The sequence below is a fragment of the Desulfatibacillum alkenivorans DSM 16219 genome, from assembly GCF_900142135.1.
Classification (GTDB): Bacteria; Desulfobacterota; Desulfobacteria; order Desulfobacterales; family Desulfatibacillaceae; genus Desulfatibacillum; species Desulfatibacillum alkenivorans.
In genome coordinates, this window is the sequence record NZ_FQZU01000028.1 from 59,319 (window position 1) to 84,087 (window position 24,769).

At 54.8% G+C, this 24,769-nt stretch carries 21 protein-coding genes; 8 read left to right on the forward strand and 13 right to left on the reverse strand.

Translation table 11 applies throughout. The annotated features are described in order from the left end of the window. Positions 1-15 precede the first annotated feature (15 nt). The 6 genes from BUE18_RS19120 to BUE18_RS19145 are packed head-to-tail and all read right to left on the reverse strand — an operon-like array spanning position 16 to position 6,220. Positions 16-2,550, reverse strand: a complete 2,535-nt coding sequence (locus tag BUE18_RS19120) for a type IV pilus secretin PilQ (protein WP_083611150.1) — start codon at positions 2,548-2,550, stop codon at positions 16-18. A 1-nt stretch (position 2,551) separates the two neighbouring features. Beyond that, on the reverse strand, positions 2,552-3,541 hold the full coding sequence (locus BUE18_RS19125) for a pilus assembly protein PilP (RefSeq protein ID WP_073477785.1): 990 nt from the start codon (positions 3,539-3,541) through the stop codon (positions 2,552-2,554). Between the two features lie 28 nt (positions 3,542-3,569). Next, positions 3,570-4,217: a type IV pilus inner membrane component PilO gene (locus tag BUE18_RS19130; protein ID WP_073477786.1), complete on the reverse strand. Its 648-nt coding sequence runs from the start codon at positions 4,215-4,217 to the stop codon at positions 3,570-3,572. A gap of 49 nt (positions 4,218-4,266) precedes the next feature. Next, the gene (locus BUE18_RS19135; RefSeq protein WP_073477787.1) at positions 4,267-4,965 is read right to left on the reverse strand and encodes a PilN domain-containing protein; all 699 of its coding nucleotides are present in this window, start codon (positions 4,963-4,965) and stop codon (positions 4,267-4,269) included. Continuing rightward, positions 4,962-6,017, reverse strand: a complete 1,056-nt coding sequence (gene pilM / locus BUE18_RS19140; protein ID WP_073477788.1) for a type IV pilus biogenesis protein PilM — start codon at positions 6,015-6,017, stop codon at positions 4,962-4,964. Before pilM ends, BUE18_RS19135 begins: the two co-directional genes overlap by 4 nt. A 5-nt stretch (positions 6,018-6,022) precedes the next feature. Further along, positions 6,023-6,220 carry a helix-turn-helix transcriptional regulator gene (locus tag BUE18_RS19145; protein WP_073477789.1) on the reverse strand — a complete coding sequence of 66 codons (198 nt, stop codon included), beginning with the start codon at positions 6,218-6,220 and terminating at the stop codon, positions 6,023-6,025. Positions 6,221-6,650: 430 nt separating this feature from the next. Here BUE18_RS19145 and rfbB point away from each other — a divergent pair, with 430 nt between their 5' ends. Beyond that, complete coding sequence (rfbB, locus tag BUE18_RS19150; RefSeq protein WP_073477790.1) at positions 6,651-7,715, forward strand: dTDP-glucose 4,6-dehydratase; 1,065 nt, start codon at positions 6,651-6,653, stop codon at positions 7,713-7,715. 66 nt (positions 7,716-7,781) lie between these two features. On the opposite strand, the gene BUE18_RS19155 is transcribed toward rfbB, so the two are convergent. Next, positions 7,782-9,581, reverse strand: coding sequence for a methyl-accepting chemotaxis protein (locus BUE18_RS19155; RefSeq protein WP_170868410.1), 1,800 nt, complete (start codon positions 9,579-9,581; stop codon positions 7,782-7,784). 576 nt (positions 9,582-10,157) lie between these two features. Between BUE18_RS19155 and BUE18_RS19160 the strand changes: the two genes are divergently transcribed. From BUE18_RS19160 to BUE18_RS19175, 4 genes are read left to right on the forward strand one after another with little or no spacing between them, the layout of a single operon-like run. Continuing rightward, a complete protein-coding gene (locus BUE18_RS19160) occupies positions 10,158-11,135 on the forward strand; it encodes a TRAP transporter substrate-binding protein (RefSeq protein WP_073477792.1) in 978 nt (325 codons plus the stop codon). After that, positions 11,132-11,638: a TRAP transporter small permease gene (locus BUE18_RS19165; protein WP_244549344.1), complete on the forward strand. Its 507-nt coding sequence runs from the start codon at positions 11,132-11,134 to the stop codon at positions 11,636-11,638. Before BUE18_RS19160 ends, BUE18_RS19165 begins: the two co-directional genes overlap by 4 nt. Further along, a complete protein-coding gene (locus BUE18_RS19170) occupies positions 11,628-12,905 on the forward strand; it encodes a TRAP transporter large permease (protein ID WP_073477793.1) in 1,278 nt (425 codons plus the stop codon). The genes BUE18_RS19165 and BUE18_RS19170 overlap by 11 nt, the downstream gene beginning before the upstream one ends. A 19-nt stretch (positions 12,906-12,924) precedes the next feature. Next, complete coding sequence (locus BUE18_RS19175) at positions 12,925-13,434, forward strand: nucleoside deaminase (protein WP_073477794.1); 510 nt, start codon at positions 12,925-12,927, stop codon at positions 13,432-13,434. A gap of 672 nt (positions 13,435-14,106) precedes the next feature. Here the strand turns inward: BUE18_RS19175 and BUE18_RS19185 are convergent. Next, positions 14,107-14,778 (reverse strand): transglutaminase-like domain-containing protein, encoded by a 672-nt coding sequence (locus BUE18_RS19185; protein WP_073477796.1) that lies wholly within the window; start codon positions 14,776-14,778, stop codon positions 14,107-14,109. A gap of 266 nt (positions 14,779-15,044) precedes the next feature. Here BUE18_RS19185 and selD point away from each other — a divergent pair, with 266 nt between their 5' ends. Together selD and BUE18_RS19195 are read left to right on the forward strand one after the other, a co-directional pair. Then, positions 15,045-16,073 (forward strand): selenide, water dikinase SelD, encoded by a 1,029-nt coding sequence (gene selD / locus BUE18_RS19190; RefSeq protein ID WP_425290528.1) that lies wholly within the window; start codon positions 15,045-15,047, stop codon positions 16,071-16,073. Between the two features lie 122 nt (positions 16,074-16,195). Beyond that, the gene (locus BUE18_RS19195; protein ID WP_073477798.1) at positions 16,196-17,017 is read left to right on the forward strand and encodes a DUF4405 domain-containing protein; all 822 of its coding nucleotides are present in this window, start codon (positions 16,196-16,198) and stop codon (positions 17,015-17,017) included. Positions 17,018-17,045: 28 nt separating this feature from the next. On the opposite strand, the gene BUE18_RS19200 is transcribed toward BUE18_RS19195, so the two are convergent. From BUE18_RS19200 to BUE18_RS19225, 5 genes are all read right to left on the reverse strand, one after another. Continuing rightward, the gene (locus BUE18_RS19200; protein ID WP_073477799.1) at positions 17,046-17,654 is read right to left on the reverse strand and encodes a hypothetical protein; all 609 of its coding nucleotides are present in this window, start codon (positions 17,652-17,654) and stop codon (positions 17,046-17,048) included. Positions 17,655-17,766: 112 nt separating this feature from the next. Further along, positions 17,767-18,711, reverse strand: a complete 945-nt coding sequence (locus BUE18_RS19205) for a hypothetical protein (protein ID WP_073477800.1) — start codon at positions 18,709-18,711, stop codon at positions 17,767-17,769. Positions 18,712-19,623: 912 nt separating this feature from the next. After that, positions 19,624-22,383, reverse strand: coding sequence for a hybrid sensor histidine kinase/response regulator (locus BUE18_RS19215; protein ID WP_073477802.1), 2,760 nt, complete (start codon positions 22,381-22,383; stop codon positions 19,624-19,626). A 32-nt stretch (positions 22,384-22,415) separates the two neighbouring features. Next, positions 22,416-22,928, reverse strand: coding sequence for a hypothetical protein (locus tag BUE18_RS19220; RefSeq protein ID WP_073477803.1), 513 nt, complete (start codon positions 22,926-22,928; stop codon positions 22,416-22,418). Beyond that, complete coding sequence (locus BUE18_RS19225) at positions 22,929-23,222, reverse strand: rhodanese-like domain-containing protein (protein WP_073477804.1); 294 nt, start codon at positions 23,220-23,222, stop codon at positions 22,929-22,931. 275 nt (positions 23,223-23,497) lie between these two features. Here BUE18_RS19225 and cbiR point away from each other — a divergent pair, with 275 nt between their 5' ends. Beyond that, on the forward strand, positions 23,498-24,313 hold the full coding sequence (cbiR, locus tag BUE18_RS19230) for a cobamide remodeling phosphodiesterase CbiR (RefSeq protein ID WP_170868411.1): 816 nt from the start codon (positions 23,498-23,500) through the stop codon (positions 24,311-24,313). Positions 24,314-24,769 lie beyond the last annotated feature (456 nt).

Genomic DNA, 24,769 nt, shown 5'->3' on the forward strand with positions numbered 1-24,769 from the left:
CCCGGCATTTCATAGTTATTGGATTTCCTCCAACTCGACAATAGTAGGAGTAATGAACACCAACAATTCTTCCCGTTCCTCGGACTTTGTGGAATTCTTAAAAAGCCATCCAAGCACGGGAACATCGATCAATCCGGGCCATCCGCCCACATCATCCCTGAAAGTCGTCTTGATAATGCCGCCGATAACAACCGTGTCGCCGTCATTGACCAGCAATTCGGTATCCACTTCTTTCGTGTTGAAGGATTGTTCCTCCGAAATAACCGCGCCCACGTCGTTCTTTTCCACGGTCATCTTCATGGAAACCCGGCGATCCTGGGTCACGTGCGGCGTGACTTCCAACTGCAGGTCCACCGCCTTGTACACGATAACGGTATTGCCGTCCCCGTCAAACTGCTTGATGGGATAGTCGATGCCCTGCTTGATCGTGGCCGGCTTGTTGTCCAAGGTCCTGATTTTGGGAGAGGAGACGATTTTGATTTCGCCCCTGCTCTCTGCTGCGTTCAACGTGGCGTTCAGCGAAAGCGGCGTCAGGCCAAGCAACCGGGTGAAGTTAAAACCAAATGTATTGTTGCCGTAGTCATCGGTCTCCGTAGGATAGTTGACCGACCAGTTGTATCCGTAAGTGCCGCCCAACACGTCATACCCGCGCTGGGGGCCGACCCCTTCCCTGGAATCCCCGGGTTGAATGCCGGATTCGCCGTTCCAAGCAAGCCCGATGCTTCTGGAAAAGGTGGTCTGAGCCTCCACGACCCTGGCCTCTATTTGAACCTGGGCGGTAACTCTGTCCAGGCGGCTGACGATGTCTCTGGCTCGTTTGATTCTGTCCTTAATGTCAATCATTATAATGGTATTGGTTCTAATGTCAACGTCTACTGAACCGCGATCAGGAGATTTAACTGCTTCCACATGCTTGATAAGATCGCTGGCGTCCGTGTAATTGACTGGTATGAACTCCGTGATCATGGGCTCCAAGGCCTGCTGCTGCAATTCATTTTGCATCTGCTGGTTCTTGGTTTCCGTGAGCGTTTTGATCCTGTCTATGTTGGCCTGCTCCCTGGCCCTTTCGGCCGCAGCCTCCTCATCCAGCACGGATTGGGGCGCGATCCGGATTACGTCCTTGATTTTCTGCATGCCCAACTGGTTCATCTTGAGCACCAGATGCAGGACCTGGTCCCAGGGCACGGGTTTTTCGAGAGTGAGGGTGACCTCCCCTTCCACGTCCCGGTCAATGGCGAAGTTCAGGCCGCTGACTTCTTTAAGAATTCTAAAAACGTTCTTGATGTCGGTCTTGTAAAAATCCAGGGCGATTTTTTCGCCGGTGTAAACGATTTCGGTCTTGGCTGAGCCGGTCCGCAGTTCCTGGGAGATGGCGTCCATAAAGTCCAGAGACTGCTTCGGCCCTGCGCCTTCCTCAAAGCCCTCATAATCGGCCAGGTCTCCGCCCATCATGTCGTCGCCGGCCATGGAGGCCGCTTCACCGGGTCCGGGCAAGGGCTCTTCCTGGCGCATAATGCTTTCCCACCTGGGCAAGGCCGCCTGGGCCAGGGGCCTGGGAGGAATGTCCGACGCTTCCAGATGCAGCAATATGCCCTGGTCGGTCTGCTCCACATGGTAAGCCACCATCTGGCGCAGTTCCACGGACACCGCCGTGTCTTTGGGGCCTCTGGCGTACGGTACGATCCGGTCTGCAGCGCTTTCAAAACGCGTGGTGATGAGGGGGCGCTGCTGCTCTTTGGGAACCTGCACGCCGGGAAGCTCCACCACTAGACGTTTTTCCGCGGGACGGGTCACCTTATACTGAACCGGCTGGGAGACCTCGATCTTGATGGAGGACCTGCCGGCGGGCTCCTGCAGGAAGTTGACCCCTGTGAGCCACACGGGACCGGTGGGCGCGGGAACGGGCGCGGAAACCACTTCCTTGAACTCGGCGGCCTCTTCAGGGCTGTCCTCAGCCCCGGCCCCCCGGAAGGTTTCTTCCATGGTCTGGGATGCGGCTGCGCCTTCGGAAGTCCCGGCGGCTTGAACGGCCGCCGGCTCAGAGGCCGGGAGCACGTCTTCCTCCACAGGCTCCTCTCTGCCCAAAAGCACGTACAACGCGCCGTCTTCCTTCTTGATTTCGTAAGGCAGCTCCCTGGACAGGCTGATTTCCACCCTGGCGGAAATCATCTGGCCGTCCGCCTGGGTAGCCATGACGTTCTTCACCAAAGGAGAGGCAGGCTGGAGAGTGGCGGGAAGGTTTGCAGCCAAGGCGGTTTCGGGAAAGTATAAGACCACCCCATTGTTAAAGGGCGACTTAACCGCCGTGTACATCAGGTTGGCATTTCCCCGGATGAGGACGGAGGCCACATTTTCATCGCCTCCCACGGAGATTCCCGTAATTTCCCTTTGAGCCTCGGGAACCGCCGCAGTCTCCTCCACCGGAGCCGCAACCTCAGGCTCCTGAGGCTTTACCTGGTCCTGCTTCACCGAACATCCGTAAACGCCCGGAATTAAAAGTGCAGCAACCAGTGCTCCCACAACGAGTTGTTTAAACCTTCTACGTCCCATGTTAAAAGTCCCCGGCTGATTTCTGTAGGCTTAGCTGCCGCTTATTAATAATAATGTTGCCGAACATGTCTTCTTCTTCCACATCAACCACCACTTTATTGTTCTGGAGGTCGATTTCGGACACCGTACCGCCTTCATTGCCGATGTAGGTGCCCTTTCTGATTATAAACCCCTTGGCGCCGTCAGGGATCTGCACCAGGGCCAAGGCTTCGCGCTTCATCCGCATGATGGCCACCAGATCCAGGGAGTTAAGGGGATATTTCTCAATAGGCGTTTGGATGGGCCGAGGCTGTCTGATGGGAGGCCTTTTAACGGCCACCTGGGGGCCTTCATCCGGCGTGTCCACGATGGCGGGCTCCGGCGCCTTTTCCGGCTTGTCAGTCAAGGGCCTGAAAGGGTTGAGCTTGGCGCCCCGAACATATCTGTAATTTTCCAGTGCAGTAGCCACGTCTACGCCCTCCTCTTCGGATTCCGGTTCCGCCCCGACGTCTTCCGCGCCGATCTTGATATTTGGCATGGCAATGGGCTGTTCCGCCGGGGGCGTTTTTTCCTTCTGCGCAACCGGCGGAGGCGTTACAGGCTGTTCCGGGGCCGCTGCAACAGGTTCTTCCGGCGGCGCCGGAGTTTCCTGGGGCGGCTCCACGGGAGCCGGCGGCCTGGCTGCCGGCGGCCTGGGAGACACTTTCATGCTCACGCCGTTTTGTTCAGGCTGGGCCTCCGGAAGCGTTCCGGACGGCCTGGACACCTTCATGCTCACGCCGGAAGGGGCCGGTTGGACCGGCGGCTTCGAGACCTTCATGCTCACGCCGGATTGCTCCTCCACTGCGTTGACCGAAACGGCGTTGGCAAGAGCCTGGGAGGCCAAGTCCGGACGCGCCTCCACTTTCATGGATACGGAGGCGGGGCCGGGCGTAAACTCCGGCGTTGCGGCATAGACCGGGGTAAAAAGCAGAACCGCCCCTGCAGCTAAAGCAGCTGCTCCGGGCGCCATAGGCTTTCCCGCCAGTCTCCCCTGCTCACTATTTTTTGCTTGTTTTCTTTTTGTTCGCATCTGTCGCCTCGGGCTCCAGGAACCTGTAAGTCACTGCCTGGCAAGTACACACCAGGCGGCGCCATCCCCCGTTCTGCTCATTATTGGGAACAATATCGTATCTGTTGATATTAACGATGCGGGGCAGATGGGCCACTTTATCAAAAAAGGAGGCAATGCCGTGGTAATCGCCTTCCACAATCATTTCCACGGGCATTTCCACATATGAATCTTCAGGATATTCCACTTCAGGTCTGGGCTGAAAAAGCGTCCACTCCAGCCCGGCTTCCTTTCCGGAAAGAGACATCCTGTCCAAAAGCTCGGGTACTTCCTTTTTCTTGGGCAGGGACTCGGCGGACTTGGCGAGCCTCTCCTCCGCCCTCTTGCGTTGCTCCCTGACCTTGGGCAGCTTGGCGGCTTTGGCCTGGGAAACGCGCACCTCGTTCAGCTTGTTTTCAAGCTTGGTGCTAAGCTCGCTCTTTTGGGTCCAATAGGGCTTGAATAAAAGGAAGGTGAAAAGCGCGCCAATCACCAAAAACGCAGCAACGAATATCAGAATGCGCTGCGGTCTGCTTAATTGGCCGATCTTATCGACAAATACCGTCAGTTGTGATGGAGCATCCTTGGATTTAGCCATGGTTTAACCTGCCTTTTAACCTATATATGGGACCCGTAAACGGCCTATATTACTTCTTCTTATTAGGGGCCTTCTTCGCCGCATCTTCATCCCCGGCCCCAGGCTTGATTCGCTGACAATGGATGTTAAACTGCTTGAAATTCAACAAAGCAGAGTCATCCGACGCCGCCAGCCTCCTTAAACTCACATCGGAAAAATAGGGAATTTCGGGCTCAGCTTCGTCGCCGGCCATTGCCAGGGACGGCCCCGAAGGAGCTTCCGTAAAGTTTTCAAGCCTGTCCATGAAGGCCGCCACGTCTTTGGCGTCCACGGCCACGCCTTCTATGTCCAAATCCTGTTTTCCTTCCGCGGTCTTGGACTTAAGAGCAACCAGCCAGACCCTCTGGTCTCTGGCCGACAAAACGCCGGAAGACGGCGGGGAGATCAACTGGGTCAAATGGTCCAGGAGCTTGACCGCGTCGAAACGCGACTGCCGGAGCCCTTCGATGGTGGCTTCCCGTTGTTCCAGCATGGCGATCTCAGCCAATATGGCGTCCACTTCGGCGGCCTGCTTCTTATACTTCACAAGGTCCGCCTCAGCCTGGGCCAGCTCGCTTTCCAAATCAGCCACCTGGCCCATGAGAAACACGGCATAGAATGCGCAGCCGACAATAAATAAAGCGATGGCTGCAAAAAAGACTATGACCTGTCTTTTGACGTTCTCACTTTTCCGGGCGGCCCGAAAGGGCAGAAGGTTGACTCTGATCATTTGTCACCCGCTCTCCTTAACGCAAGGCCCAGGGCGATGGTGGCCTGGGGCCCGATGCGCTTTAAATAGCCTGGATCAAACTGTTCGTCGCTCGCATCCATGGCCGCGAAGGGATCCAGCAAAAAGACGTCCACTCCGGTCTCCGCCGCCAGCGTCTCTTTGAATCCTATGATTCCGCTGCTTCCGCCGCTCATGACGATTTTGCTCAAGCGCTCGTCATTCATGGAATAGAAAAAATCAAAGGCAGGACGAATTTCCTCGCACCATCTGGCCGTAGCCAAAGCGATGATGTCGTTCAATTCCTCCTTGTCCATCTTAGCGTTTTCAGGATCGGCCTTCCATTGCTCGGCTTCGTCGTAAGAGCAGCCGCCGCGCTTCATGATCTCCTGAGTGATCTGAGCGCCGCCCATGGCCACATCCCGGATAAGCACCGAGTTCCGGTTCTTTATAATATTGACCGAGGTCTTGGAGGCCCCCACATCCACCAGCGCGACGATCTCGTCGTCCACGTCCGAAAGCAGCTCGTAGATGTTCTGCACGGCAAAGGCGTCCACATCCATGACCACCGGATGCAGCCCCGCCATCTCCACCACGCTGACATACTCGTCAACCAGGTCCTTTTTGGCCGCCACAAGAACCACATCCATATGGCCGTCCTTCTCCGAACTATTACCCACAATGTGGAAGTCCAGATACACGTCCTGAATGTCGAAAGGCAGGTATTGCTCGGCTTCCACCGAGATGCTCTCCTGCATTTCCTCCTCCGTCATGGTCTTGACGGTGATGTTCTTGATGATGACCGAGTACCCGGCTATGGAAATGGCGGCGTTAAGCTGCTTGATGTTAAAGGCGCGGCAAAGGTCCTTGATGGTCTCGGCCACCTTTTCGTGGTCCTTGATCACCCCGTCCTCAATTGCACCCTCCGACAATTCCATTAACCCGAACTTGGCCAATACCCGGCTTTGCTTGCGCTCTTCTATCTCCGCAATCTTAATAGCCGCCGAGCCGATGTCCAGACCAACCAGGCCTTCTTGCTTTTTAAAAAGTGCCATAGCTCTTACTCACCAAAAACCCTTACTTTGTCCTTTGGTTGATAACCCAAGGCCCTAAGGATTTTCCTCTGGGTTTCCATCCGACACGGGTAGCCTTTTTCAATCCGGTCAACCGTGATGGGCGAAATCCCCGCCTTTCTCGCAAGTTCAGCCTTGCTTAAGAGCGCTGATTCACGAATTTCCTTTAGACAATTTTTAGCCATTGGAAAACTTTCCCCGGAGGTCTTGTGCCACCCACGTACTAGACCGCCTCCCTTTGGAAAACATCAGATACCCCCGATCCGTTATGAAACTGAAGAACACGTTGATATCACAATGCCCAAGGAGTCTTCCAAGGTCAATTAATTTATATATAAATTAATATAAATTATGCATAATTATCCTATATTGTGCCTTATTATATGTTTTCAGCCTAGATGTTGTGGCCTGAAATCATATATATGTGCTATTTCACATTGTTGCGAGAGCCAGGCCCGACGGGGGCCTTATCCAACCTCTTACATTCAAGCCCCTCCTGTCAGTAATCTGCCACACGGCAAAGCCTTGAAAAAGCTCACACCTGCTGGTATTAATGCTTTAATAACGCCCTTTCGATAACCCTCGTTCCTTATAATAAGGATGGAGCGGCGGACTATGGACCGAAAAAAGATATTGGTTACAGGAGGCGCCGGGTTCATCGGCTCCAACTTTATTTTAAAGACTCTGCGGGAAGATCCCCTTTGCCGAATCTGCAACCTGGACGCCCTCACCTATGCGGGCTCCCCGCGGAACTTCCAGGGCCTGCCCCGGGATCAGGCCTCCAGGCACAGGCTGGTGCATGGAAATATTTGCGACGCCGCCCTTTTGGAAAAGTTGTTTGATGAGGACGATTTCGACGCCGTCGTCCATTTTGCGGCGGAGTCCCATGTGGACCGATCCATCAAGGATGCGTTAGGTTTCGCCTCCACCAACGTCATGGGAACCTGCACCTTGCTGGAGGCGGCCAGGCAAAACTGGGAAAACCGCGGCCGCCCCCATGATTTTCTGTTCATCCATGTTTCCACGGACGAGGTGTTCGGGTCCCTGGGGCCTGAAGGCTCTTTTTCTCAAGCCTCGCCCTACGACCCGTCCAGCCCCTACTCCGCATCCAAGGCGGCCTCGGACCACTTTGCAAGGGCGTATCACAGAACATACGGTCTGCCGTGCGTCGTCAGCAATTGCTCCAACAACTACGGTCCCTATCAATTTCCTGAAAAGTTGATTCCCCTGATGTTATTGCAAATTTTAGACCAGAAGCCCCTGCCAGTCTACGGGGACGGCCAAAACGTCCGGGACTGGCTTTTTGTGGAGGACCATTGCCAGGCCCTGTTGGATATGTTGGAAAAAGGCGCCCCGGGGGAGACTTATGTAATAGGAGGGGGGGAGGAGAAGACCAACCTGGAAGTGGTGCACCTGTTATGCGAACTGGCGGACCGGAAATTGAACAGGCCCGCATCGGAAGACAGCAAAAGGCTCATTTCCATGGTCAAGGACAGGCCGGGTCATGACCGGCGCTACGCCATGGACTTTTCAGAAACCACGGCCAGGCTGGGCTGGAAGCCGGCCCACAGTTTCAAAGAGGGCCTGGAGGCCACCGTGGACTGGTATTTGTCCAACCAGGCCTGGGTGGAGCAGGTTCGCTCCGGAGAATACCGGAACTGGATGGAATCCCACTATTAGTAAAAACCGGACGAACTCTTCAAAAAGCCCGTCCGGCAGTATTTTTTTCCGCCGGGCGCTCCCGCGCTAATGCATGATCGCCCTTGCCGGAGGGCGTTCATCGGTGATTTTAAACCGGAACACCATGTTCTGAAGCTGATCCGCCATGCTGGTGAGCATGGAAGCGTTGGCGATGAGGTTCTGATTGCCCTGGGCCATGTCTCCGGCCGTGGTGTTCACCTCGGATATTTTCCGCACAATGAGCCGTGTGGAATCGGAGCAGGAGGACACGTTATCGTTCACCCGGTCCAGCGCCCGGGAGGTTTCCTGAATGTCGCGGGTTATGTTGCTGGTATGCCCGGCCTGCTCCCGCGTGGCCCGGACGATTTCCTCCACAAACCCGTCGATCCCCTTGATGACCATGGTGATGTTCTCCACCTCGTCGATGGCTAGATGCGAGGTGTCTTGAATTTGACGGATTTGCGACCGGATGTTGGCGCTGGCTTCGGCGGTCTGGGCGGAGAGGGCTTTCATCTCCCGGGCCACCACCTGGAAGCCCTTGCCCGCGTCTCCGGCTTTGGCGGCTTCAATGGCCGCGTTGATGGACAGCATGTTGACCTGGTCCGTCACCTCGGCGATGGCCTCGTTCACCTCGCCGATAAAAGCCGCCATCCGGCCCAGATGCAGGATTTTCTCAGACGCGTCCACGGCCTGCACAACGGCTTTTTTCGTGACTTCCATGGCGTCTTCGGTCTTTTTCTCGATAGCGGCCAGGGACTTGTTCATCTTGTTGGAAGCGGCGGCGATCTGACGCACGGTATGGGCGGTTTCATTGAGGGACGCGGCGGCGTCTCCCAGGTTGACGTTCATGTCATTGACCGAATTGGTCACCCAATGAGTTTCGGTGGAGGTCTGATCCGTGCCCGCCGCCAGGGAGTCGCTGACCACCCGCATTTCGCCGGAGGCGTTCTGCAGGTTGCGGGCGTGGGCCATGATTTCGCGAATCATGGCCTGGGTATTTTCAACAAAAGTGTTGAAGGACATGGCCCACTGGCCGATTTCATCCCGGGACTCCACCTTGAGGCGCCTGGTGAGGTCCGCCTCGCCCTGGGCGATTTCCCGCATCATGGCCGTGGCCCTTTTGATGGGCTTGACGATCTTCCACCAGACCAGGGTCCTGCTCAGGACGATGATAAGCAGGCCCATCAAGGCCATATAAATTACCAGGCTGCGCTTTTTACCGGAAAAAGAGGCTGCCACGTTTGAATCGATGCCCGCGGCGATCACGTCAATGTCGTCGACGGGTACGCCGGTGCATAAAATCCAGCCCCAATCCTCATATAGTTTGAAAAAGCCTTTTTTCGTCTGAACCCGGTCAGAGCCTTCCACGGCCTCCGTGTACATCAAATCTCCGGCGCCGTCCTCGCTGTTTTTAGCGGTTTCGATGATTTCCTTGATGTACTCGCGCCCCGAAGCGTCCTTGAGGTCCAGGGCCACCGTCTCCTCCAACTCGGGATGCATGGGGTTGACCCAAAACATGCCGTCCACGTCCACCACAAAAAAATAGTCGCTGCCCTTGGCTTTGGCGCCCCCGTCCCCTTCCGAGCCTTTGGAGGCTTCCAGGTTCAGCGTCTTGGGCCCGTACCGCATTTCCCGGAGGGCATTCCGTGCGGTTTCATAAAAATCCGCGGTTTCAATAACGCAAAAGGCATTGTTAACCAGGTTTTCCGCCTGCTTTTGCCGCTCATTCAGCAATAATTCGTGGATGGTCTTGATTTCGCTGTTTTTCGCCTGCATCAAAAAATGGCTGGACAGCCACCACGCCATGACGGCCATGGCGATTAGTCCGGCCGCAAATAAAACATTTATCTTTCTGGAAATGTCCATTGTTCTCCCCTTCATAAACAGGTTAAAGGCCTTGATTTTTTGAACAATGAAAAAAAACGCCAGCCCCAGGCGCCAAGCCTTGTGCAGCCGGGACAAATTGACTGCCCGGCTCACTCGGTTTTTCGCCTGTCCCCACCCGGCGGACGCAGTCAAAAACGCGTTCCGCATTCGCTGTTTGTTTTGCTTCAATGCCATTCCACAAATATTAGAAGTGTGTGTGATTTGCGTAAGGAAGCCGGAAATACGGCGGCTACTTGGATTTACAACCATTTGGTTTTGAGAACTATTTCCAATAACAACGGGTCTATTCCTTATCAACATTAAAAAGTCGTTTTTAATGCTGTAACGCAATTTTCGCCCATTGCTGACGATTGTATTCATTAGAAAGCTCCCTTTCTGTATTTGCATTAAACATGGCATTAATGAATACATCCTTGAAGATCCTGCAAGGCGCCCTCCCCGCCTCAAAGACAATCTGTGCATGCACTGGCGCCCGCACTTATGCTATAATGGCCTTACCATCGTTAACGGCAAGCCGTTTAATTCGGCGCCCCAGCAAACTCCATGGAGGATTTTATGAAAGCACGGATTGTTCTTCTGGCCGCGGTATTGACCATATGCTTTTGCCTTCCCTTGCAAGCCGCGGAAAACATCAAACTGGGCGTGGTGACCAAGCCCGGTTCCGCGCAAAACGTGGTCGCCGACAAATTCAAGGAACTGCTGGAAGCCAAGTCCAACGGCGATTGGACCGTGACGATTTACGACTCCGGGGTTTTGGGCAACGAAACGGAAATGCTGCAGCAAATCCAGATGAACACCCTCCATATCGGGATTATTACCGGCGGGCCGTTCGACACCTTCACGCCAATCGTGCGCGTCATCAACTATCCCTTTTTATTCAAAGACAACGCCCAGGCCGACGAGATTCTGGACGGCCCCCTGGGTCAGGAGATCCTGGACGGGCTGGAGCCCATGGGCTTTAAAGGCCTGTGTTTTTCCGAAAACGGGTTTCGAAACCTGACCAACAGCAAACGCGCCGTCAAAACGCCCGAGGATTTAAAAGGCCTGAAAATCCGGGTCATGAACTCGGCCTTGCATAAAACCATCTGGAGGGCCCTTGGCGCCAATCCCACGCCCATGGCGTGGCCCATCTATACGGAGCTTCAACAGGGCGTGATCGACGGCCAGGAGAACCCCCTCTGGGTTATGGAGGTCTACAAATTCTATGAAATTCAGGATTATATGACCATGACCCGCCATGTGTACTCTCCGCACATCGACGTCGCCTCCTTAAAGTGGTGGCAAAACCTGGACGCCAAGGATCAGGCCCTGATCGCCGGGTGCATGAAGGACGCCGCCAAGTTCCAGAGAAAAGACAACCGGGAGAAGGACGCGGCCAGGATAAAGCTGCTCCAGGAAAAGGGCATGCAGATTGAAATGCATCCCGACGTGGACGCGTTCCGCCAAAAGGTCGCCAGCCTGGCCGGCAGCGACATGTTCAAAGACCCGGCGGTTCACGATTTGCTGGTGAAAATGCTGGAAGCCGTCAAATGACAATGACGGCCAAATTCGTCAGGGTTTATCAAAGGCTGAGCCTGGGCCTGAACCAGGCTGTGGAGGGAGTTTTGTTCGCCCTGGGGCTCACCATGGCGATCATCGTGTGCACCCAGGTTTTTTTCCGGTATGTGGTGAACGACTCCCTGTTCTGGTCCGAGGAGGCGGCGCGGTATCTGCTGGTGTGGCTCACCTTTTTGGGGGCTACGTCCGCCTATTACCGGGGCGTGCATCCCAAGATCGAAAGCCTGGCCAAGCTGGCGCCGCCCAAGGTGCGCCTGGCGGCCCGGGTGCTGGTGCATTTTATCTCCCTGGCCTTGTTCGCCGTGCTCATCGTCTATGGCGTCAAGTTCTCGTATTTTGTGCGGCTTCAGATTTCTCCGGCCCTGAACATTCCCAAGTGGACGGTGACTGCGGTCATCCCGGTTTCCGGGGTGATTTTCTGCATCCACAACCTGCGCCTGCTGCTGGAGGAGTTTACGGGAGGCGCCGGTGACCGCTGAAATCCTCATCATAACCATGCTGGCGCTTTTCGCCCTGGAAGCCCCCATTGCGGTGGCCATCATGGCCGCCTCCGTGCTGGCCATATTGGTTCAGGGCGGATTTCCCCTCATGGTCGTGGTGCAAAAGATGTTCGGAGGCGTCAACTCTTTCCCGCTCATGGCCGTGCCGCTGTTTATGTTCGCCGGAGTCATCATGGAGAAAGGGGATTCCAGCAAACGCATCATCGATTTTGCAAACGCCCTGGTGGGCTGGCTGCCCGGCGGGCTGGCGGCGGTAACCATTGTGTCGGCCATGTTTTTTGCGGGCATTTCCGGCTCGGCCGCGGCGGACGCCGCCGCCGTAGGCGCGGTGCTTATCCCGGCCATGAAAAAGTCGGGCTACGACTCGGATTTCGCAGCCGCCGTCCAGGCTTCGGGCGGGTCCATCGGGGTGATCATCCCGCCGTCCATTCCCATGATCATCTTCGGCTTTCTCACCGGCGCGTCCGTAGGCAAGCTCTTCGCCGGAGGGATCATCCCGGGGGTGCTTATCGGCGCCAGCCTGATTGTCGTGGCCTCGTTCATTTCCAAAAAGAACGGCTACGGGGCGGCCAAGATTTTTTCCTGGCAAGAGGTGTGGGAGACATTCAAAAAAGCCTTCCTGGCCTTGGGAACGCCCATTATCATCCTGGGCGGGATTTTGTTCGGCGTGTTTACGGCCACGGAATCGGCGGCCGTAGCCGTGGCCTACTCCCTGTTTCTGGGCATGGCCGTGTACCGGAAAATAGGCCCCAAGGACCTGCCGCAACTCTTTATCAGGGCGGCCATTACGTCGTCGTTGGTGATGTTCATCATTTCCACGGCGTCGGCCTTTTCGTGGATCGCAGCCATGGAAAACATCCCGGCCAAGCTGGCCGGCGGACTTCTTTCAATTTCGTCCAACCCGGTTGTTCTGCTCTTGTGCGTCAACCTGGTGCTTTTGATCGCCGGAGCCTTTGTGGAAACCACGGCGGCGCTGATCCTGCTGGTTCCCACCATCGTCGCCATGCAGCCGGCCTTGGGCATCGACCTGGTGCATCTGGGCGTGATCATCGTCACCAACCTGGCTATCGGCATGCTCACCCCGCCCATGGGCATCTGCCTGATCGTTTCCGGGTCCATATCCAACGACCCGATCATGACGGTCTCCCGCAGGGTGCTGCCTTTTTTGGCCGTCTTGATTATCGACCTGCTGCTTATCAGCTTTTATTCGCCCCTGACCATGCGGATGGCGGCGTTGATCAAATAACATGGAGTGAACACTGAAGATGGACCACATGCAATTCATGGATAAAGCGCTGGAACTGGCCCAACAAGCCCTGGAAGCCGGAGAGTTTCCCGTGGGATGCGTTCTGGTGCACGACGGCCTGGTGATCGCCCAAGGCGCCAGGATCGGCGTGGCCGGCGGAGGAACCGGAGAACTGGAGCATGCCGAAATGGTGGCCATGGCCCGGTTCGAAACCCTGGAAAACCCTCCCCCGCCCTCGGAAGTGACCATCTATTGCACCATGGAGCCCTGCCTCATGTGCTTCGGCGCGTTGATGATCCACGGCATCACAAAAATCGTCTACGCCTATGAAGACGCCATGGGCGGGGGAACCGGCCTGGACCGCTCCACGCTCCCGCCCCTCTACCGGGACGCCAAGATTGAAATCACCCCCCGCGTGGGCAGAAGCCAAAGCCTGGCGCTATTCAAAGCCTTCTTCTCCCGGCCAGACAACCACTATTGGAAAGACAGCCTGTTGGCCCAATACACCCTGAAGCAGGAGGTGGAATGACGCTAGATCCCCGCTTGCGGGCGATCCTGAACAGCGGATCTCCCTTGCGGGGATGACGGGCTTTTTTGGGTGCGTTTTCATTCAATGGCAGATTGAATTTTTCCGGCGTAACGAGGCAAGGCGCCTTTCAACGGCCAGAACGGCTGACTTGGCAGGTTTCGCAAGCGCTGCCAAATCCACACAAATTTTACAAAAAAACCATGAATTCCGATATGTTGCAGGTCGGGTCACTTGAAACATTTTTAATTTCGGTTACTTCCATCTGCGTTCCCGCGCTGGAGCATGGGAAATAGGAGAAAAAAGGCCTCAATCAAGACCTTTAGCCAGCCGACCTTAAAAGATTGCAGGACGCTTCGCAGGACGCCCCTTTTGTCCTGCAAACCCAGGCAAAAAAAAGCCTTGCCTGGGCCGCCCCCAAAGCAGACACAGGATTCCCGGCAACAGCTCTTGGGAATGACGGGGTAGGAAGCCCGGGCGGTCGCAGGAAACGGCCCACACACACGACCCGGGAAGCGCGATTTTACACTTCATCTCTCTTTGCGCGCAGCGCCATTTTAAAAGTTTTGATCATACTTTTTCAAAAGTTTGCCGCCGGAGGCACTTTTTTCTGCAGTTAATCAGTTCGCCGGGGACGTTCTATTCATTTTTTTGCGTTTTGTTCTGCCCTTCTTTTCAATGGCGCGGGCGCCAGGATTCCATGCCGTCCAGGGATTCCAGGGCTTGGATCCACAGGTCCATGCGCTCGCGGCCGTAGACTTTTTCCCATGCCTTGATGAGCTTATCCAGGGGCAGGTCGTGGTCTGATCCGAAATCCTCCACATAATCCACGTAGGGCTCACCCGCCCGGTTTTTCGGCGGGAAGACGCAGTCTCTCTCGCCGTCGAACTGGGGCAGATCGATATTATGCTTGTCGCACACGGGCTGATCGAACGCCGGGGTGGCTTTGAGCCATTTTCCGTTCAGATAAAACTCGGTAAAACCGTGGTACACGAACAGGTCGGAGCCCAGCATATCGATCACCGCCTGGGTGGCGCCCTGGTTGCGGATGGTTGCGAACCCCAAGCGGGCGGGAATTCCGGCGGCCCGGCCCAGGGCGCACAAAAGGCAGGCCTTGCACACGCAGTATCCCCTGCCCCGTTCAATAAGTTTGCTCGCCTGGTAGTCCGTGGAGCGATGGAACGGCGTGTAGGGATCGTACACAATATGGTCCCGGACCTTGTTGAACAGGAGCACGGCCTTCTTGGTCGGGCTTGTTTCGTCTCCGACGGCTTCCCGGGCGTACTCTTGCACCAGGGGGTGATCGGAATCCAGAATGGCGGTGGGCTTCAGGTATTTTTCATCCATGGAGAGAAAATCCTTTGTTGCAATGGGCTCAAGGCCAGTATTTATACATACAATCAATTACAAAAACGGAAGGCATAGATGAATCCCCTCCTTGATTCCCGAACATCGTACCGGAAAAGCGCGTGCGGGGCAATGAAAGCCCGTGAATCCGGCTTTGTTTTTGACATTAGCAGGCCCCGGTTGTAAGATGTCCGCTTGAAGCAGGGAGACAAAGAAAGGCGAAAATGAGCAAGGAAGATTTAAAAAATCCGCCTCGTCTGACTGAAATGGTCAGATCCTCGGGTTGAGCGGCCAAACTGGGTCCGGGGGACCTGGAGGACGTCATGGCCGGACTGCCCGACCAAAAGCATCCTGATTTGCTGGTGGGAACCTCCACGAGCGACGACGCCGGAGTGTTTCGTCTGACGCCGGACATTGCTTTGGTGCAGACTTTGGACTTTTTCACGCCGATTGTGGACTCTCCCTATCACTTCGGCCAGATCGCCGCGGCCAACTCCCTGTCGGACGTCTACGCCATGGGAGGCCGCCCCCTGACCGCCATGAACATCGTGTGCTTTCCGGTCTGCGACCTGCCCAATTCCGTGCTGACCGAGACCCTGCGCGGAGGCCTGGATAAAATGACCGAGGCGGGCGTGGCCCTTGCCGGAGGCCACAGCGTGGACGACAAGGAATTCAAGTACGGCCTGTCGGTCACCGGCGTGGTTCATCCCTCCAAGATCCTGACCAACGCCAGCGTCCAAAAAGGGGATTTACTGGTTCTGACCAAGCCCATCGGAACCGGCGTCCTGGCCACTGCGGTCAAGGGCCAGGTGGATTTCCAGGAGTCGGAATCCCTGCTTATCGAGATTTCCGGAACGCTCAACCGCAGGGCCGGAGAAATCATGCATACCTTTGAACCCCATGCCTGCACGGACGTCACGGGCTTCGGCCTGGCCGGCCACGCCCTGGAAATGTCCAAGGGATCCAATCTGTCGGTCACGCTTTTCGCCCATGAGGCAATGTTCATCCCTAAAGCCCTGGAGCTGGCCTCCATGGGCCTGTTGCCCGCCGGAACCTACGCCAACCGGCAATTCTGCGAGAAGTATGCGAAAGTCCATCCCTCGGTGGAGCAGGTCCATGCGGACCTTGTCTTCGATCCCCAAACATCCGGCGGCCTGCTTGTTTCCATGACGCCAGACATGGCCAGGGATTACGTCTCGGCCATGAACGATCAGGGCTTGTTCGCCGTTATCGCCGGGGAAGTGGGCGGCCGATGCACTGCGGGCAGCCTGGAAATCGTAAGCAACAAGGCCTGACGCCTGATTTCAACGGCTATGAAATCCCCAAAAAACTATGCACTGATATTGATTATCAATTAAACGACATTATCTTCTTCTTTAAGGCTTTAATCGATCAAATCTTACAGCGGAGAATTTAGATGCGCAGAATCACGTCCCTCACGTCCCTGCTGGCTTTTCTTCTTACGGTTTTAACCAGCATTATCCTGTATATCGTTCCCCAAGGCCGGGTGGCCTATTGGTCCAACTGGAAGCTGTGGGGCCTCACCAAGGAGCAATGGGGCGGCCTCCATATCAACCTGGGATTTTTATTCCTGATTTTTTTGTGCCTGCACATTTATTATAACTGGAAGCCTCTCACCGCATACCTGAAGGACAAGGCCCGCAAGCTGAAAATTTTCACCAGGGAATTCAACATCGCGCTGATTATCGTCCTGATCACGGCCTTGGGAACCTGGATGGAGGTTCCGCCTTTCTCCACGGTGTTGGATATTGGGGAAGGCTTTAAGGACAGGGCCTCAATCAAATACGGGGAGCCGCCTTACGGGCACGCGGAGCTTTCGCCCTTGAAAGGCTTCGCCCAAAAAATGGGAATGGACCCGGATAAAGCCCTGGAAGCCCTGCACCAATCCGGCTTATCCGCCGAAAATACCGGCCAGACGCTAAAAGAGATAGCAGAAGCCAATGATCTGACGCCGCAACAGGTGTACGAGGCCATGAAGTCCGCCGCGCCCTCCATGGAGCCGGGCCAGGGCCTGCCGCCCTCCCCGCCTCCAGGAACCGGCAATTTGAGCATCAAGGATTTCTGTGCCCAGTACAGCCTGGACAGGATGGCCGTGGTTCAGTTTTTGCGTGACAAAGGCCTGGAAATCAAGGGCTCCATGACCCTCAAGGAGGCGGCCGAAGCCAACAACATGGGCCCCTTGGATTTATACGATTTGATAAAAGAAGCGGCGAAATAAAAAAAAGGATCACCAAAGGCGGGGCGGTTTACAACAGCCCCGCCTTTTTTTTCACCATCATCAGGCCGGGGCTGTTGTGACAGTACATGAGGGGGGATTGATAGCCCTGGTCCATGAAAATTTTCTCCAACTCATCAAAGAGCACGGGCTTGTCCGGCCAGGTGAAAGTCTTTTTCTCTTCCTCCAGCCTGTTCCACTCCTCCTGCAAATCCGGATTTCCGCCGAACACCTGCTTTTCGGCCGCGGCGCACAAAAACATCTGGCAAACGATGGGCTTGACCTTCCACAAGCATCCTTCGGGGGTTAAAAACACGCATTTCATGCCCGTATTGGGGCGGGACGTAACAGAGGCGATGCGATTCAGGCTTTCTTCGGAGGAAACCGCGGCATTGACGGCGGCGTCGGCGAAAAATGCCACAATGCCTTCCTTGGAGCAGCAAGCGGACAGGTTGCTCTGATAGCATTTGGCCGTGCAAAGGCCGGCGAAATGCTCTTCCAAAAACACATCCGTTCTTTTGCGGAATTCCAGATAGGGCTGGATTATTTCCAGCAGGGCCTGTTTTCTATCGCCGGGGCCTGAAAAGTACTGGCGGATAATCTCCAGGGTCACGGCCTGCTCTTCGTTGTAGGAACTCATATTGCGAAACGCCTTTCCTTGTTATTACGCCGGGAACCTGTATATCGGCGTCTGCAACTGCTTACCCGAATTCATGGCTGGATGCAAACGGCAAGGCGCATTGTCAGGAAAATCAGTCGCCGGAAAGCCAGCGGCTGAGGGCGTGGGAGGTTTCGGGGTGAATCAGGTATCCCATGGGATTGTGGGGGCTGCATTTGCCCTCCCGAACGGCCAGGTTATAGATGCGCTTTTGCTCGATGGACTCGGACAAGCCGCTTTCCACCATGGGCTGAAACTTTTCCGCCATGCATCGTCTGCCGCAAATATAATCCTCATAGGCGCATAAATTCAACCAGTTGCGTACATTGGAGGGATATCGGCCCAGGCCTTCCGCCTTGGCGCCCTGGAGATGCTGCATGGCCGTGTCTTCCGCCAGGGGGGAGCCCATGGTCAGCCAAAAATCGATTTTGGAATGACCATAGCGCGTATTTTTATATTTTTCACACCGGGACAAAATCCAAAAAGCGTCGTATGCGATGATGGTTCCCAGGCTGTGGGCCATAACCATAATCCGGTCGCCCCGGTCCATGGCTTCCCGGATGGGGTCCAGGAGCTTATACCTGACTTTCTTGCCGAAACGCACGTTGTCATTCCAGTACTCCCTGATGTCCCTGGCCGCCAGCTCCACCAATCGGGTCCCCAGGTGCAGCTTCTGGGCGAAGGAGCCCAGGCCGTGGGAAAAACGTTCCCCCCGGGGAGGATAGCCGGGCAGGCCCTTGAAGTTGGCCTCGGTGAACTCATTGGCCCGGTAGCGCGTCAGCCTCTCCAGGACCTCATTGCGGTCCCGGGGATTGATGGAGACGGGCTTGCTTCCGTTTAAAAAAGTATTGGAATAATGACCGTAATAGACAAAATCGATGCGGGCCTTTTCCAGCAAAGGCAGACGGGAAGGATGGTCCCTTTTAATGATGAAGTGCAAGGCATCCCTCCAGGCGGCTTCCAGGTCCTGCCTGGGAGGTTTAAGCCCTCGTCCGTGGATGAGAATGATGGTGTTTTTTCTTCCGTTTTTCCCGGCCAATTTTTGCATCTCCTTTGTCAGACGAATATCATCAAAGGCCCCTTGCACGCAAGTATGCAATAAAAAGGCCAGAAGATAGGATGACGGGCTTGCGGAAGAGCATTCCTAACATTTTTTGTCCTGCGCTGACCGCAAACTATTACAAAAAACACCATAATTCTTGATTCTAACTTGACGGCTACGGATTAATCAAGTGCAACAAGCCAAAAAGATCCAGCCGGACCTTGTCCATGTCCAGAGGCCAGGGTTGAGTGGTGTTGGAGCCTGGCAAGCCTCTCAGGCTTTCGGGAAGGCAATCCTGATCCGGCATTGGTGGAGGAAGCCAAGGAAAAAGCCTCAATAGCCGAATCTTACCACCCCGGCGCCGGCGCTTACTTCATGGCATGCATCCGCGCTTTAAAACATGATTTTGAAGGCTGCCAAAAATGGCTGGGGGCCGGGCGTCAAACAGACAGGCTGCCGTCCTGCAAGCATATGTCCACAGACAAGGACCTGGATAATGTCCGCGATCAGAATTGGTTTCAGGATTTCATGAAAAGCAACTGCCCTTAAGGCCTTGCGGGGTTGCATGGGCGCGCGGCGGCCGCCCTTTTCTGTTGGGTTTCACAACCTGCTATCAGACCTTTAAAGCATCTGACCAAGACGCATTCCCCAGCAATTCAGCATTCTATCCCCGCCCCATCCAACCTACGATTTATCCATAAAAATAGTAGGTTGGGTAGAGTTTCCAGAGTCTTTTCCAACGAGGCTGTTATCTTTGCGTTGGGAGCAACGCCCGAAGCCAAAAGCGTATTAACGAAACCCAACAAATAAATCTCCGCGGCCTTAACTTTCTTTCCTCTTGCTGACCTTCATCCCCGCAGAGTCAATAGGCTTTTCGGGATCGTCTGCAACATAGACCCAAGCCGTTGATCAGGAATCAGGCGTTTCATCCAACACTTTCCGGATGGCCTGGGAGAACTCAGTGGCAAGCAAGGGCTTGAGAAAAACGGATCGTATGCCGATTTCCAAAGCCCTTTTCTGCGTAAAGCTCCGAGTGTATCCCGTGGCCAGTACAATGGGCATGTCCGGCCGGATTTTGAGGATTTCAGACGCCAGCTTGTCTCCCGTCAGGCCGGGCATGGTGAGGTCCGTAACCACCAGGTCAAAGCCGCCGGGGTTTTCCCGGAAGGCCTCCAGAGCCGCCAGAGGATCGGTAAAGGCCAAAACCCTGTAGCCAAGCACGGAAAGCATGCGCTCTCCGAATTTCACCAGCATTTCCTCGTCATCCACAAAAAGCACGGACTCGTTGCCGGTTTGGATGGTTTCATCGCCGTGAATCGCGGTTTCCTCGCCTTTTTCAATGGCGGGCAGCCAGATGGCGAAGGTGGCGCCGCGGCCGGGCTTGCTGTTTACCGTAATGGTCCCGAAATGGCTGGTGACCACCCCTTCCACCACGGCCAGGCCCATGCCTGTGCCCTTGCCTTTATCCTTGGTGGTAAAATAGGGGTCGAATATTCTTTGAAGAGTCACCTCGTCCATGCCGTGACCGTTATCCGAGACGGAAATCTTCAAAAAAGGCCCGGGAAGGATGGAATGCTTAGTGGCCCAGGCATGGTCCGTGACGTCCACGGATTCCACAGCCACCTCCACCACGCCGGTTTCCTCCGAAACCGCATGCCGGGCGTTGGTAAGCAGATTCATAAAGACCTGGTGAAGCTGGCTGGAGTCCCCCATAATCCGGTCGTTTTCGCAAAAAATTTTCTTACGGATTTCAATGGAGCTGGGAAAGGACGCCCGGATCAGGGTCAAAACCTCGTCCAGGATTTCCTCCAAACGGATCAGGGATTGCTCCGGCTCGCTCCTGCGGCTGAAAGCAAGAATTTGCTTGATGATCCTTTTCGCCCTCTCGGAAGCTTTCAACACCTCCTGAATATTAGCATGGGAAGGGTGGTCCTCAGGCAAATCAAAAACCGCCAGCTCGGAGTAGCCTATGATAGCCGCCAGGATATTGTTGAAATCATGGGCGATGCCGCCGGCCAGGGTGCCGATGGCCTCCATTTTGCGGGAGCGCTCCAACTGGGTTTCCAGCTCCCTCCGCTTTTCCTGGGCTTCCCGCAGTTGGCGGATGTCGATAAAACTTTCCAGTAAATGATTTTTACGGTCAAGAACCAGGGGAATGACCGTGGAAAGGACATGCACCGGCCTGTTGTGCATGTCCAGCAAGGTTTTTTCATGGCCGCCGACCCGGGCTCGATTTCCAGGAGAGGCCGCGGCGTCGGACGCATCCACGTGATCCTGCCAATTTCTGCCCACAAGCGACTCCCCTTCAGGCGCCAGCAGGTTTTGGGCGAAGGGGTTGGCCGATACCACGCGATAGGTGTCTGCATCAATGATGATAATGCCGGCGCTAATGTTATCCAACACGTTTTTCAACCGCTCTTCGCTTTCCGCCAGAGCCACCTGGACCTTGCGCCGGTCCGCCATTTCGTCGATCAAATGAGCGTTGGCCAGCTTCAATTCCCGGGTGCGCTCCTCCACCGCCTCCTCCAGATATTCCCGGGATTTCTCCAGGCGCAAGAGGTTGCTGTGCAATCGCCCGGCCATGGAGTTCAACGTACGCAGCACAATGTCAAACTCCCGGAACGTCTTGTCGCCCAGGGGAATCTGATAAGAAATGTCCTGGCCGATTCGGATGGTTTCCATGGCGATGCGATGGGTTTCCCGGGTAATCCTCCTGCCGATGAAAAAATTCAAAAACACAAAGACAAAGGCGATCCCTAAAGCGGCAAGCTGAAGCAGGCGGGTGTTTTTCTTGGAGTCCTCGTAGCGTTGGGCGAAATGGGAGGCGAGATCCCCCAAAAGCTGTTTAATGGAGGCGCTTTCCACCTCAAGCCGCTGCTGCAGTTCCCTTTTCCGGCTTTCCATCACAAGAAGATTTTCAAAAGAGTCCTCAAATTCCCTCCCCATTTGCAGCAGCTCTTCCACCAAAATGCCGTCCTGGGCGTCCAGGGAGTAGTCTTCAAAGGTGTTCACCGACGCGTAAAAGGCTTCAATGCGGCTTTTAAAGGCCTTTTCCACTTCAAAAACCCGCCGGCCCTGCTCCAGGGCGTGAAAAATCCCAAAAGCGTCGAAAAGGCTGGTGCGAATGGCCGAGGCGGCGTCCACAATATCCACCTCGGAAGCGGAATGGGCGGAGCTCCTCTTAAAATCGTCCTCCGCGCCGTACCCGGGAGTGGACTCCCCCTTCACCACCATGTTGCGCAAATACACAATGTGATGCTGATGGATGTACTTGACGCTGGCCAACAGATCCATAAACCGCTCACGCACAAGAAAATAGGAGTTTTCCGACTTCCTGGTGACGTCGTATAATTCCTGAAACAACGCCTCCCTTTGAGCCAAAGATTCCTGATGCCTGGAATCGTGGCATTCCATGCATTGCGCTTCCAGGTCCTTCAATTTGGAGTCGACGTCCTTGAAGTTGGAAGGGTCTCTGAGAGCGATGTCCTCGCTTAGGGTAAGAGCGTAGAAAGAGTCCTTAGCGCCTGAAATATAGTAAAGATCCTCAAACGACTTGTTGGATTGGGAGGTCAGCCAGTAATTCACCGCCAAAAGAAAGAATATGACGAAAACCACGCTGATCCCGGTCCATAACGCTCTTCTTAACGATTTTTCTGAAAATCCGGCCATGTGTTGCTATCCAGCGCCCTGCTTTTCCTAAATTAATGATACTCTTCCACGGCGTAATCCGCCTTGATCCAGGCGCGCATGCCAAACCGAAGCCCGGCCACGTTGTCATAGCCGTGACTGTACAAGTAACGCATGGCAAAGGGATCGCGGTTTCCCGTCTCGCAAACCAGAACCACCAGCCCTTTGCGCGGGATCAGGCCTCTTTGGGCGGGATCGGCGAAATCATCCAAATGCATGATCAATTTGGGGCAATTGGTTTTAATGACCTGCATGTTCTCGCCGGAATTATTCGCCAGTTCGGTTCTGTAATCCAAAAGGGTGAATAAAGGATTTCCGTCCGGGCCCCTGCACCCCTGGGTTTCTGCCCGGCTGATAAGGGTCATTAGCTCCTGGGCGTCCATGTATTTGCCTTCATACTCCGGCAGGGGATTCCTGACCTCAATTTCGTAACCGGACTTTTCCCAGTCCTTCAAACCGCCGTTATAGATGCGTATATTCGTGAAACCATGCTTTTTGAGGGCGACCGCCGTCTTGTAGGAAAACACTCACCGGTATCCCTTGCAATATACGACGATCGGATGATCCTTGTCGTTTCCAAGGCGGTGCATGGTTTTATCCACACTGGCCCAGGGAACGTTGATGGAGCCGGGGATGGATTCATTGTCAAACAGCAATTTGTCCAATGTGTTCACCAACAAAAAGTCAACCTTCCCCTCTTCTCTCTGCTGAAGCATGGTGCGCATCTCTTCCGTGGTGACAATTTCGAAACGCTCCATGCCGAACGCGGGGAGAGAAACGAACAGGGAAAGAAGAACAAGCAGCCAAACCAATCTTTGCATCCAAAACTCCTTCGATAAAAGATCCTGCGCCCTGACGCAGTAAAAGCAAGCGTTTTCATGCACGGAAAAACCGGTACGAAGTTATGCAAACACCATACCGGGAAGGCTTTTTACGGATGCATGGAATCCAGAATAAATCAAAGAGATTAAAAGCGAGCGCCCGTCTTTTTATCAAGGCCGGAAAAATGCAAGAATTGCCTTTACCGGGAACGCATTTCGGGGTAGCAATAAAAGCAGCTTTGGAGAGCGGTAATTTTTTACATAGAAGGAAGAACATGAGCGACGCTGACGCAAGAACCATTTCCCTAAAAAAAGCCTTTGAGTTCCGTTTGGGAACAACTTCTTATATCATACCCGATGACGTTTTGCCTAATATTGCTTTTCTGGCGGACAAGATTGACGACGTTGAGCTGGTATTGTTTGAGTCGGACGAGTTGTCCAATATTCCCGCGCCCGATCAAGTTCGCGAACTCAAAAAAATGGCCCGGGATAACGGCCTGACCTACACCGTCCACCTTCCCCTGGACACCTGGACCGGCAGCGCCGACGAATCCGTGCGTAAGTCCTCGGTGGAAAAAATCAAGCGGGTGATCGACCGCATGGCGCCCTGCGATCCTTTCGCCTATGTATGCCATTTGCACGGGGACAGGCGGGGGCGAAATCCCGTGGACAATCCGGAGTTCTGGGTGCAACAGCATGTCAAGTCGTTGACGGAGATCCTCTCCCTTGCGACGCCGCATGACATCTGCATCGAAACCCTGGATTACCCCTTCAGCATGGTGGAAAGCGTGGTTTGGGATCTGGACTTGTCCGTGTGCCTGGACATAGGCCACTTGATCATCGGGGGATACAACGTGGAGGAGCACCTGGACAAGTACATGCACAAAGCCAGGATACTCCATCTCCATGGAGTGCGCCAAGGCCATGACCACACGGATATCTCCCATGCGGTCCCCGCCCTGCTGGATGACCTGATGGATCGGATCAACAGGGCGGATCAGCCCGAAAGGGTTTTAACCCTGGAAATTTTCACCCAAAGGCATTTGGAGCGTTCCCTGGAAGTGCTCCGGCCTTATGCAAACAAGGTTTAATCAAGCCATGTTTGCTTGGTTTCGCAAGCTCAACACAACCTGCATCGCAGCAAGCAGAGCCTTAGGTTGGGTTAATACCAAGTTGCTGTCATTTGAGTAATTTGCTCATTCGTTTTCCGGGCTTTGGATCCACACCCCGGCGCTATTCGGGAAAGACGATGGGTCCCCGTTTCCGGGATTGCGTCACGATGATTGCAAAACAACCGCAATCATCCCGCCGCCCTCCCTCCACGGGGATGACGGAGAGCGGCGGCCATGCCGGACAAAGAGGGGGAGAGGCCGCCCCCGGCATCCTCATAAAAGGGCTTCAAGCGCCCTTTGCTCTTTCGCTTACCGCAAATAATCGTCATCCCGGCAAGGGCGATCCTGCTTTTTAGGATCGTCCGCAAGCCGGGACCCAGCGTCTTTTTGATTTTTTCCTGAAATATTCTTACCTTTTTGAACGCAACTTGGTAT